The organism is Priestia sp. BR_2 (assembly GCF_041954005.1).
Taxonomy (GTDB): domain Bacteria; phylum Bacillota; class Bacilli; order Paenibacillales; family Paenibacillaceae; genus Paenibacillus_AQ; species Paenibacillus_AQ lautus_A.
In genome coordinates, this window is record NZ_JAVFHM010000342.1 from 1 (window position 1) to 13,238 (window position 13,238).

7 protein-coding genes are annotated in these 13,238 nt (G+C 50.9%); all 7 read right to left on the reverse strand.

What is annotated here, in order from left to right; all coding sequences use genetic code 11:
- Positions 1-348: 348 nt before the first annotated feature.
- Positions 349-705: a hypothetical protein gene (locus RB298_RS31000; protein WP_486050172.1), complete on the reverse strand. Its 357-nt coding sequence runs from the start codon at positions 703-705 to the stop codon at positions 349-351.
- Between the two features lie 84 nt (positions 706-789).
- Entirely contained in the window at positions 790-1,641 is an 852-nt protein-coding gene (locus RB298_RS31005; RefSeq protein WP_486050174.1) for a phytanoyl-CoA dioxygenase family protein, read from the reverse strand.
- Positions 1,642-1,766: 125 nt separating this feature from the next.
- On the reverse strand, positions 1,767-2,657 hold the full coding sequence (locus RB298_RS31010) for a helix-turn-helix domain-containing protein (protein WP_486050175.1): 891 nt from the start codon (positions 2,655-2,657) through the stop codon (positions 1,767-1,769).
- Positions 2,658-3,484: 827 nt separating this feature from the next.
- Positions 3,485-3,757: a DUF2277 domain-containing protein gene (locus tag RB298_RS31015; RefSeq protein ID WP_192571867.1), complete on the reverse strand. Its 273-nt coding sequence runs from the start codon at positions 3,755-3,757 to the stop codon at positions 3,485-3,487.
- A 190-nt stretch (positions 3,758-3,947) separates the two neighbouring features.
- Positions 3,948-8,129, reverse strand: a complete 4,182-nt coding sequence (locus RB298_RS31020) for a DUF4855 domain-containing protein (RefSeq protein ID WP_486050177.1) — start codon at positions 8,127-8,129, stop codon at positions 3,948-3,950.
- A 29-nt stretch (positions 8,130-8,158) separates the two neighbouring features.
- The gene (locus RB298_RS31025) at positions 8,159-12,469 is read right to left on the reverse strand and encodes a discoidin domain-containing protein (protein WP_486050179.1); all 4,311 of its coding nucleotides are present in this window, start codon (positions 12,467-12,469) and stop codon (positions 8,159-8,161) included.
- A 515-nt stretch (positions 12,470-12,984) separates the two neighbouring features.
- On the reverse strand, positions 12,985-13,238 hold a 254-nt coding region (locus tag RB298_RS31030; RefSeq protein ID WP_486050181.1), incomplete at its 5' end, for a hypothetical protein.

A 13,238-nucleotide genomic window follows, 5' to 3' on the forward strand; every position in this document is an offset into this window, starting at 1 on the left:
CATAAAAAGCATGCACCAGTTCAAACTGTCCAAAATATTTTTCCATAGGTAACATAGGTTGCATAATATCCTCCTCATCAAATCCGAACGGATATCAACTATATATGATGAAATTTTTTTGTAGTGCCTGGTTCTTGATAAATTTTCTATCTCATAATTAACGAGGATCAATTGTATCGTTTGGACCGCCAGTAAGGTAATGATCGTCGATAAGGATACCATCAACACATCTGGATATTTGACTATCCTGCCTATTAGTTGAACAAAAGTTGCTTATGGGACGGAAGCACAAAAAAGCGCATTCTCATTGTAATAGAGAATACGCTTGAACATGATGTCGGCTGATCGTTACTCTTTAAAGGATTCGTGTGCAATTTCAGCAGCGATATATTGTCTCATCCAGTCGCACACCTCCCATAAATTCGCCACAGGTTCATTGCTGAAAGGCAATGCGTGCAAATAATTTGGCGGGCCGAAATCGATCGTAACCGACAAGCACTCTGCTCCCTCTTTACTACGATGTTGATAAATCTCGCGCCACCAACGGGTATGAGTTAAGAGTTCCTGCTGGTTTTCGAGAGCTGCGGGATGCGGAACTTGCGGTCCTTGAGCATAACCGACACGGGCATGAATATGGACGGATCTCGAGATCGTGAGCTTTACACTGTTGATCCTGCAGGCCGGGAAGGCCAGCTTCAACCCCATCGTATCCCGCCTCAGCGATTGGCTTGAAGCTTTCTTCCCAACTGCCGGTCATGCCCCACAAAGTCTTATATATCGCAACCTTCATTAGAACTTGGCCTCATAAAGCACAGGCCAGGCTTCACCTGCGAATAGCTCTCCATCTTTACCTGCCATCATTTGCGCATTAAAATGGCCATCTCCTCTTGGATTGTAGGTGTACCTCGTCTTCCCCGTCATCAAATGCACAGCCATCGAGCGTCGAGCGCCTTCGGTTATGTTAGGGCCGCTGCCGTGAATGGTCAGTGCGTGGTGGAAGCTTACCTGACCGGCTTTCATCACCATCGGAACTGTAGTGAAGCTTTCATTTTCCGGAATATCCATCGTTTCCTGCTGCTTCTCCATGTTTTGCTCGAAGAAATCACTCACGTTCAGAAGCCCCCATTTATGACTTCGCGGCACCATTTGCATACACCCATTGGACAAGTCCACATCGGTAAATGCCACCCACGCAGTAATGAGCGACGGCTCCTTACAGCATTGCCAATACGAATAATCTTGGTGCCAGCCCACATTAGCCGTTTCTTTACCATTACCTCTGCCCGGCTTATAAAGCAGTTGGTCGTGAAACAGCCGAATCGCATCGGCATGCATTAGTTTGGCTGCAATGGCTCCGATGGTAGGGTCGGTCGCAACCTGACGAAGCGTCCTGTCGGACCAATGAGAGTTATCCGTTTTTCGCAACGCTTTCGGGTTATGCTGACTTTCCAACCAATTGCATACCGGTTCTCTTCCCGTCTCGTATTCACCTTTGTACATCTTGTCTTGATGTTCCTTAATCTGAGCAAGCTCATCCTCCGAGAAGATGACCGGAGACATCCAATAACCATTCTCGTTAAAAAAAGCAACATCCCGCTCCGATGGAAGACAATTCACACGTACATCATGATGATTTACCATCCGTCAACACCTCATCCTAACTTTTTTTGAATCTGCTGTAATTATACTTGTGATACTGCGGAATGTATTTTTAAATAAATGCTTTAAATTTAAACATTTTCACCACACTGCGCAGGATGGACCGGTCAACGAGAGGTATTGTGATTCCGGAACTCGAGGGGGGATTTTCCACTGTGCCGCTTAAAGAATATGCTAAACGTATGGATCGATGTGAAGTGCAGCATAACGGCAATGGAACTTACCGATTCGCCGGTTTCAAGCAGCAAGTGCTTCGCCTTGTCCAAACAGAGTGAACGAATATAATCTCCGATGGTTACCCCCAAATGCTCTTTAAATTCCCGGGCCAGATGGGAACGACTGATATGGAACTGATGCGCAAGGTCATTGATTGTAAGATCGGCACGAATTTCGGCATGCAAGTAATTTAATATTTCGATAATGTCCGAAGGCAGTTTTTTCGCTCCATGATTTCTTTCTTGCGATGAGGCCTTATAAATTCGTGCTATGGAGACAAGCAATTGGATAAACAATCCTTGTACCATCGGTTTACTTAAAAAGATTTTCATGCGCAGTTCTTCAAAAATGTTATCGAATAAGCTTTTTATGAGACCATTTTCGTCCTTCTCCACCCGATTAAAACCGATTTTGTAATATTCCACTTCCAAGCTTCTCATCTGCTCGAGATTAAAGCCAAGGTAATACAACCTAAACGGCAAGTCTCCAGCGGCAGCTCCCTGATGACTTTCGCCTGGTTTCGTTATAAATAGATCTCCCTGACTAACGGTGTAGTAAAATCCGTCTATCGTAAACCACCCTTGCCCACTTTCCACATAACACAGTTCAAAATGTTCATGATGGTGACCGGGCACATGCCATGTTTCGTATAAAACGACTCCGATATAAGATAAATTTTCAAATTCGGTCTCGTAAGGAAGCTCGAAACGAATTTCTTTGTCTGATTCAAGCAAACGTGAATCCTTTGGTGTGTTATATTTGGTGGAACGTTTCTTCTCCATTTGGCCACCTCCCTTCTTCAAGAATATACTTAAGATTCAAGTACAACAAGGGTTTTCAAGACTCCAAAGCGAATGGTCGTCACACCTTGAGCCCGGTCAATACTACCCCATCGATAAGAGTCATAGGCGATTATCGCAGGCCGATTCGATCCATCAGACTACTTATTTGCCCTGTCTTCTCTCCACATCCTTGGCATTAATCATACCCCTGACCAGTTTCTCCTGCGCGGCAGCCACTTTGCAGGAACATTCCAACTGGTCGTCCGTAGGCTTCCGGGCTCCGGGCGATGGGATCACTGGGAGAATCGCCGCTATTTCATGCACTTCCTCCAACTTATTTGGGGTGGCTTAAACTGATTGTTCCCAGCAGCTCTGTGATAATGTGCGACAGCGATATCAAAAAACACGAATAATACAAAATCATGGTTAGAATAACAAGCTGATTTATAGTCATCATATCGGTAATCGGACCAAGTTCATGTCCATTACGGTAATAGGTACAAGTTCTTGTCCTCGACTCGGGACAAGAACTTGTACCTATAAAACAAAAAAAGTCGCTAAATAAGCGACTTTCCTTGGGACCTTGAACTTGTCTCTCAAAAGAACTTGATAACATTCTCCCACCCATACAATACTTGAGAGAGATCTCGAATGGTAACAATTAACCCCGTCTGGCATTTCATGTTGAACGTCCCCTTTTGTCGGTGGAAACAATGAAACTTTAGGCGGAGTTTCAATACTTTCGACAGCGTTTTACGTTCAGGAGTCAAAACGATCGAGTTTCCAAAAAACCTAGGTACCTTTAATGCGATTCCGTCTATACCCGCTTAGGATTCTCCGAATCGCTTAGCGGCTCGTTCCCGGGCCCGAGCGATCTCGACCTCTCGATTGCGGGGTTCGGCTTGAGTCACCAGAGAATCCAGCAGCTGCCGTGCAACGGCGGTAAACTCTTGCACCGCTTGGTTAAACGCCGCTTCGTTCGCTTTGGAAGGACGGTTAAACCCCGAGAGCTTCCTTGCGAATTGCAGCGCTGCAGCCTGAATTTCTTCATCCGTCGCAGGCGGGTCGAAATTGAATAAGGTCTTGATATTTCGGCACATGGCATTTTAAACCCCTTTCTTGAAATGAACGCACTTTGTTGTATCCAGCATAACATAGTTTGTTCATTCAAGTAGTTCTTCAACCTCTCAACCCTCCGTTTACGAAGTTTTATTCTGTATCGTCGAAAAAGCACACCCCGGGCGCGTTGCCGCGCTAATCGGAATGTGCTTAAATCAATTGTTCCCGCTTCTACTGCTGCTGCTGCCCCTCGATTAATTGAAGAACGCGATACAAGAACGTCGCCGCTTCAGCTCTGCTGGTCGTACTCTTCGGCTTCATGTAGCCGTTAGAGCCCGTAACCAGCCCATACTCGAACATCGTTGCCACGCTGTCCGCAGCATATGGCGCAATCTGGCTCGCATCACGGAAGCCCTCAAGCGTTGAACCGGATGCGGACGGCTTTTTTGCCCCCGTCGTTTGCAGCGCTCGGGTCAGCATAACCATAGCATCCTGGCGGCTGATTGAATCACGAGGAGCGAAGTTAACTTCGTTCACTCCCGAAGCGATTCCCAATTGCTTGGCGATGGACACCGCATCGTAGTAATAATCATTCGGCTTCACATCGGCGAACGTCGAGGCGATTTCGGCACGCAGGTCAAGCATGTTCACCAGCATCAAGATAAAATCAGCTCGCGTTACCTGATTTGCGGGGCTGAACGTGCCCTTTTCGATCGAGGTGCCTTTGACGATGCCTCTTTCGGCCAGCTTCTCGATCGCCTCGCGCGCCCATTCATGCTTGCCAAGGTCGGTAAATGCTGCCGGATTCTTGCCGCCGATAGCATAGACGCCGACATGGTCGATGGAGAATCGCAGCATATTCTTGTCTTTCTCATAAGACGCGCCATGAATTGCCGCCGCGCTGTCGCCCATCAGCTCGAAAGCTTGCAGATCAACAGCTTGCTCTCCTGCTTGAAGCGAATACGGAATGGCAATCGAAATCGATGCCCTCGCATTTTTCCAAGACAGAGCTTCACCGTCCAGTTGCAATGCAACTTCTACGATTGGCCTGTTGCCGATCCGCCCGGCCGCTTCGTTACTGCGATACTCGCCCGCATAATCGCTTACGATTACGAGCAGCTTTCCAGCATTCTCCTTGACTCCTGCCAGCATGTCACCAGTCAAAACAAGCTGAGCGTACGGCGTGGAGATATGCAGAATCAGATTAGACTGGTTCGTCAAATTAGCCGCCGGAAGCTCCAAAGCATAGCTCCCAGCCGCGTTCGACGACTTCAATTCAACATGAACATGTTTATTGCCTTTGCTGTCGGCCACTGCCCTCTGAATGGCGGCATTCAGATCCGACGCCCCGACCGCAGCGGCAGCCTGCTGGCCGTTCATCGTTGGGACAAGCACGGCTTTGACTGAACCGTCCGCTTGCAAGTTATACGGATTCTGCGCCTGACCGCCTCCGCCGCTGCCTCCACTGCTGCCTCCACCATTGCTTCCACCATTGCTTCCACCGCCGCCTCCATTGCCTCCACCACTCGTAGGCGCCTTGCGGTATTCGAAGGTTACCAGCTCGGGAATCGTCATGTCATCCGTTTCAAGCTCGACCGTATACTTCCCTTGCTCTTCTCCGGTCAACGTAAAGGCGATGCGGAAGCTTCCGTCATCCTCAGTGCCCGTCTGACCGGTATATTGAATGTTGCCTTTTGGGTCAAGCACTTTCACATACAAATGTTCTTTCTTGCCATTCATGACCAGACCGTCAATCGTGACTTTCTTCGTGGAAGCGTCCACAGCGGCTTGTATGCCGTCCAACGTCTTTAGTTCTTGCTGCGGAGCAAGATCGTACACGCCGAATTCATAGAAGGAATAACCGTAAAACGTTGCCCGATTCAATCCCTCGAACTTGATGTATCTTGCCGTCGTTGCCGGGAAAACCAGGGTGTTCTTGCCGTCGGCAGCTTTAACCACGCCATTGTTGCCGACTTTCAAGGGCTCCCACGTTTGCTTATCATCCGAGACGCTCAGACGGTATTGGTCCGCGCGCGCATATTCCCAATCGATGCGGATCGTGTCGAAGGTTTGCTGGCTGTCCAGATCAACCTGGAACCAAGACGTATCGCGAACTTCGCTTGCCCAACGCGTGGCCGGTGCGCCGTCGAGCGCCTTCGCAGGCTCCAGACCTGCGGCTTCCGTCGAGGATGCCTCTGCTTCTTTATCTTGTGCGATGCTGCCAGCCTCGTAATACACACCTTCCTTCAGCGCCGTATAAGCGCCTTCCGTTACAAACTCAAGGCCTTTAGCTTCTTCCAGCTTCGCATTGAATGCCAGCAAATAGTCCCTGGCTTGCTCAGGGTCGCTCTCTTGCGTACGCTCCATCATGATCAAGGCGTTGCGCATAGCGCGTACCGTATCGGCATTGCTAAGCTGCTTGTTGTCCGCGTACTTATCAACAAGAGCCAATAGGCCTTCAGCGCCCAAACGAGCTTCTATTACGAATTTAACCGTCTTGGATTTGGCAGCCGCCACCGTCAGCTCCAGCACATGTTTGCCCGGCTTACCCGTCAGATCTACAACAGTTCCTTCCGTATAAGGCTTGCCGTCATACTTGGCCGTAACTTTAACGATCCCGCTCCCGTCGTCTCCCGGAATGGTCCAGGTGAAGGCGGCCTGTGTCGTATCGGGCACGATCGTATGCTCCGAGATCGGCTGCCCGTTCATGAGCGCTACAACATCAGGCGGAGCAGCGTCTTGCTTCTGATAAGTGCCTTTAGAGAATTGGTAAAGCCAATCGTAAAGCACGCGGGTAGCAGGGTCTGTGCTTTTCGCCGCGTTGTATACAGCGTTGTTGCCTTGATAGTAAGCTTTATATCCATGCTGCATCAGACCGGTATCCACGCCGCTGTTCAAGTACTCGATGAACCGCTCGCGGAAGACGGCGTCGTTGATCATCCGGTCGTCGAATTCCAGCTCCAGCGACATGCCGTACCGCTTCGCCATATCCGCTGTATCCTCCAGACGCGAAGGGTCCAGTTTCTCGAAGAAATAGTTCGGTTGCAGAGATACGGCGTCAATGCCGACATCCTTCCACATGAATGCCTTATAGGCCATAAAATGAGGAATCCAGAACAGCTTCAGGCCTGCGTTATGAACGATGTCGCTCGCTCTCTTGACCATCTCCGGCCCGGTCGCATGCGTGCTGATTTGTTCCTCCAGCCAATACATGCCGACGAGCTCCAGGTTCGAGTAGCCCGCAGCCGTCCATCTGGCTTGCACTTCATCGACCCACCACTGAATCGCTTTGGACCTGTTATCCAGCGATGCGGCATCGCCGACCGCACCTACATCGAAGTTCAGATCCTCGCCGTCAATGCTGCCGAAGTCGGACTGATACTCGCCCGGTTCTGGAATCATCAGAACAACCTTCGTCTTATGGTCGGGCTCGCCAAGCTTCACGCCTGCCTCGACCGTCGCCTCGTTCAACGCGCTCATATCGCCGCCAGCGTTAAACGTTTTATCCAAATACCATTCCCATTCCTGTTTTCTGGCTTTGCCGGCCGCTTCCGCCGCTCCGAAGCCTCTGCCGTTATCCGACGTCAAGCCCAGATACAGTACGCCGTCGAACAGCCAATCGACAGACTCTCCCTGCTCGTTCACATAACTGATATTAGGGATAGCTCGTTCCTTCGTCCAATTTCCTGTGCCGTCCGCGTAGTGTCCGTTATACAGCAAGCCCAGGTTTTGAATCCCGCCAGTAGCATCTCCAGGCTGCAGGAGGGCGTACGGCTCAGGCTGTACCGGCTGCGCTCCGGCGATCAAGCCATCCGCACCGGTAATCGTCACCTCGTCGATCATGCTCCATGCCCTCGGATGCATGGAGAACACTACTTTCACATAACGAGCATATACGAGACCTTCGGTATAATCGCCACGCTTGACAGTTCCAGTTTCAGGGCTGCCATCCCATGCAAATGTCTCGATGTTGGTCTGGTCGCCCCATAACAACTGAGTTGCATTATGAGACAATACGCCCCAGCTCGCCCCATCGTCCGACGCGTAGAACGAAACGGTGAGCGGCACAAGCGTTTCGTTGTTCGGCCAATCGTGCAGGAAACGCGCGCTCACCTCCTGAACCGTCTTTTGCTCGCCTAGATCAAATACAACCGAACGGGATTTCTTGTTGCGGTGGCCCACCCAGTTGCCGCTGTCACGCGAGGGGTCGGCGGCATTGCCATCCGTCAGTTTCGTCCCGTCATCCGGGAAAGCACCCTCCGGCTGTTCCGACCATGTGTACGGTTTCCCTTGGGCCAGATTATAAAAGCCGGCGCTTTCTATGCCCGCCTCCTCCGCATACACGGAGGAGATTAATGATAACAGCATGACCGGGACAAGCAGCAAAGCAGTCAAACTTCGTCTAGTTTTCACCTAATCTCACGCTCTCTTTCTATGCATAATTAGTTCTGCTCCTGTTTCTTCAACTCCCCAAGCGCATCAAGCATATTTAGAATAACGGTCACGGCTTCAGCTCTCGTCGCCGAGGCGGCCGGCGCAAACCGGTTGTCACCGCGACCGTTCATCACTCCCGCCTCCTGGGCTGCTGCCACGTACGGCTTCGCCCAAGCCGGGATTTGATCCGCGTCCGCGTAAGAGAGCTCATGCCCTTCCGAAGTCTTCAGACCCAAGCCGCGAACAATCATTGCTGCCAGTTCTGCTCGACGAATCGAAACCTTTGGTCGGAATGTCCCGTCCGCATAGCCGCTGGTCAGGCCGGATTCCAAGGCCTGCGCAATATAAGGCTTCGCCCAGGTTTGAATCGAACCTGCGTCCGCGAAGTCCAGCGAACTGTCCGCACCCTGCAGCTTCAACGCTTTGACCAGCATGACGACGAATTCGTCTCTGCTGACCGTCTTATTCGGCTTGAACGTCTTGTCGGTGTAGCCCGTTACGAATCCAAGCTCAACCGCCCGTTTGATGGACGCTTCTGCCCAATGGCTCGCAATATCGTTCAGCCGAACCGTTGTCGATCCGCCGGACTCCCCGCCATTGCCGTTGCCGTTCTCATTGCCATTGCCTGGATCTTCACCTCCCGGATTCGAACCGCCGTTTTGGCCTTCTTCCGGATCAGGAGTTACTGGAGTCGGAACCCATCCTCCGCCGCCGGAGCCAGGCAGCGCTTTGATTTTGATCTTGAACGTTTTTTCCGCGGATGCAGCTCCCTTGCTGATCGTCGCGGTCAGCACGACCTCCATGTCGCCCGACCCGCTTGACGGACGTTTCAACAACTGTCCATTCGCATTCAGGTAGTCGGGTTTTGAGCTGCTCCAGACGATGCGCGTACCGAGCTGCCCTTTCTGCGGCAGGTAAAGGTTGGATGCGATACTTCCGTTCACATTAAGCTCGATCAGGTCCATTACGTCTTCGATAGTGAGACGATCGCGAGCAACGCTCAGCTCGGCATACGCCTGCTCGGCCTCAGGACGAGACAGTTGGGCGGATTGAATAGCCGCAGTCGCTTGCCCAATCGCTTGCTGAAGCTGTGCCCAACCCTCAGGAGAGTAATTGTCCTTCACAAGCTTGTCGGCCTCGATAGCCGTCAACAGATCGATAATAGGCCGTAGATTGCCGAGTTTATATTCCTCGCCGTACACTTCAAATTCCTCAAAGGAATAGCCGAACATAGTAGCTCTGGACACCCCTTCGAACTTCACGTATCTGGCTGGCGTGCTCTGGAAGGTAGTCACGACACGTCCCGGCTTTCCGTTAATCTCCCCGTTGTTGTCTTTCACAACGTTCGTCCAGTTCTCCTTGTCCTCGGACACGAGAATGCGGTACTTCGAACCATATGCCGTTTGCCACAAAATAGATACAGCATCAATGTTCTTCACTTGACCTAGATCCACCATGAACCAGGTATCGTCCACCCAATCGCTGGACCATCTGGTATCCCCTCTGCCGTCCACCGCTTTATCCGCCGTGTAGGACGAGGATTCCGGCTGCGAGGATTCAGCTTGCTTATGCAAAGCCAGATTTCCATGCAGGTCCAAGTAGGTGTTCCTTACGATGAGTTCGTCAATCAAGCCTTTAAAGGCATTCGTCTCGCTGCCGATTTTGGCTACCGGCAGAACGAATGTTTCCAGCTTGGAGCCGTCTTTGAGAGTAGCCGTATATTCACTGCCGTTAATGAAGATGGAGGTCTCCGTGTCGTCGCCGATCATACTGACATGGGTCCAGCGATCGGTCGGCAGCTTATAATTGAATTCGCTGACGTAATTTTCTTTTGTGATGGCGATTTTGCCGCTGCCCCCAATGTTGTATTTCAGCTGTCCGTCCGGAGATTCCAGCAGCACAACTCCTTGCGGGTTGTCAGCATCCGGTTTGATCCACACGGACATCGTCCAGCCGAAACCAAGCGTGCGAAGCGGCGTTTCCACGTAGCTGGCCCCGCCGTTTAGCCTCACGGCTTGACCGAAGATTCCTTTCTCTGTGCCTGCATTCACCGCGTTGCCGTCAAAGCCGTTCCCCGAACGGTCCGCGAAGTCTTCGTCGAAGGTATAATCCAGCACGAGATGCCGCTCATTGTCGATTTGAAGCTTGTGTGACTGATGAACACCCGGCGGGTCCACGTACTTTGCGGCATCCGCCTGGAAGCTTGCGAAGTTCCGATCGATGCGGTTGCCTCTCCACAGCTTTTCCGCCAGCACTTGCATGGAAGGCAAGATCCGCTGATGCGAGTCCACCATGGATACGCCTTTCTCTACGGACACATCGTTCCAGAGCGCGAACATGCCGCCTTTGACCTGCGGATGCGCATAAGGAAGCTTCGTCTCCAGCCAATCGTTGGGCTCCCACTCGTTGTAAATAAAATCGTAATTCAAATAACTGCGGTACAGCTGCGGAACGATGTAGAGCAAATTCGTATTGGTATTGATAATATCGTAGCCGAGCTCCACGGCCTGCTGAGCGCTTCCGTACGGTTCATACCAGATGTCCATCGTCGCATTGTTGCTGACCGGCGTCGTGCCGTCGTATGCGGACAGACTGCCCCATAGACGGGCGCGTTTGCCTTTGCTGTTAATGTGGTTAAGGAGCATATCCGCGTACCTGCGGAACGCCTCCTTGTCGTCGCCGAAATATTCATCCGTGCCGACGTGCACATCCGGGCCGACGAAGGTCGGATTGCTGCCGTCGAGATACTCGTCAAACAGTGCTTTAATGAAGTCGAGCGTCTCTGGACGATGGATATCCAGTTGATTGTTGCTGCCCAATCGAGAATCGTAGGCGATGAACGCGCCGGAGTGGCCCGGCGTATCAATTTCCGGCACGACGTTTACGCCGTATTCCATCCCAAGCAGCTGCAGGTCTCTGAATTGCTGCTTCGTATAATAGCCGTCCTTGCTCGTCACTCCCGGAAATTTCTCGCTCTCCAGACGGAAGTAACCGACATCGCCGACATCATCGTTCAGGTGAATCTGGAACCGGTTCATCTTATAGTAGGACATCAGCTTGACATAGTCCTGCAAAAACTCGATCGTATAAAACTTGCGGCCCACATCGAGCATAAAGCCCCGATCTGGGTATTTCGGATAATCGCGCGATTGCCCCTTAGGCATCGCTTTATGATCGGCAGCGTGGCCGAGCAGCTGCAAGATCGTTCTCGTGGCGAACATGACACCCGTCTGCTCGGACGCAGCAACAGAAGCATACTCGCCGATATTCAGCTCATATCCCTCTTTCCCCAATCCCGTATGCGCGGCATCCAGCATCAAATAGATATCTCCCTCTTGAGGAGAACCAACCTCAACGGTCAGTGACAACTTCGTTAAATCCAATAAGTCCTGCTGCAAAATGTCAGCCGTCCCCCGCAGAGCCGCCTCATCATCTGCGCGAATGACGATTTTGGATTTGTCCGACAAGCGGAACTCGCCGGTTGCGCCCAGCCACTCACGCAAAGAAGGAATGACGCGCGGCTCCGGGTTCCGATCGCTCGTCTGCTCGTAGAGACCGGGTACGGTGACTAGCGCATTATCCGTTAAAAGATAAGTCGGATCGCTGTCGCTCTGGATTTGCAGCAGCAGCTGAACCTGAGTATCGACAAGCGGCGCATGAATATTGCCCTGCACGTCGATCACCGGCAAGCTGGCCGTGTTCACCAGCGTCAGCGTATAACCTTCCGGTACAGCGGGCAGATTCAGCAGGGTATCCCCTTCCGAGACGACGATGCTGTTTTTCACCGCGTCCATAATTGGCTGCAGTTGAGGTCTGCCTTTGTATACCTCGAATTCCCAGAAGGAGTATCCGTAATAAACGCCTTCAATAGGACGTCGCGTCTCCCCTTGAAACTTGACGTATTGCGCCACAGTCGGCTCGAAATCGATCGTATCTTCACCCGGCCCGGACGCGACGAGCACGCGGTTGTCCGCGAATACGTTCCGCCAGGATACCGCATCGTCGGATACGAGAATCTGATATTGCTCCGCCGGAGTTTGCCAGTTGATGATTACTCTTCCGATTTCTACAGGCACACCCAGATCAACGTAAAACCACTGATCGTCCGTTCTTTCCGAAGACCAGCGGCTTGCATGTTCGGTGCCCCCATCGACCGCTTTCTCAGGTCCGAGAAAATCCACTTCGTTCGACGACGAATAAGCCGTCTTCCCTAGAGCCATATTCCCTGTTGCGGCATTGGACCTCTCCGAAAGGGTGGTCACCATTATGAAAGCGGTAACAAATATAACCAAAAAAATAACCCTCTGCCGTAAACCCACGAATAACCCTCCCTTTGTCATTTGCACGAATTACCACAAGCAACCCGCATGACCTTCCATGCTATTTGTTGCGGCAACTTCATTATAAGTAGAGGGCAATGAAGCATCGATATACATGTGTTTACATTCCATATACAAATGTGGACATTTGGCCTTCTACGGTGAATCAAGGCTATGGATGCCAGCATTTGGATTTTCTTCATGTTATCGAATATCGAATCCTTCTATAGGTTCGGTCAGTTTGAAATATTTCTTTATATAATTCGGGTTATCAGAAGCATTTTGATGGTTGGGACTAAGTTCGTCCCCAACAGTTATCCAGCAGCCCGTCGGACGACATAATAAGTCGGATTAGAATTGTGTCTCATGGCATATAGACGGCTTGATATGCACTTCAAATAGCTTTTTCTCCAAAATCAATTAACGGATTGTAATGTCAGATGCGACAGCTCCTCTGAAAGGGATTCGTGTTCCTCTTCAACTTTTACGATCCTCCAATAATGTCTTGCTGCGACTCAAATGGTTTCATCCGAAACATTTTCTTTATGCATCGCTACGCCTGCGAAATAGTGCGGTCTGCTTAACGCAACATAAGCCAGTTTTAATGTATCTTTCACAAGCGATTCTTCAATCAATTCAGATTGGTGAGTAATCCTGCCCGTTACCTTAATGAAATTGAATGGAAATATAGTTAGACGCTTATCTAATTGTAATCGGCTCATGTTCTTATCCTTTACGGCAATCGGTACAAGTTCTTGTCTTCGATTAG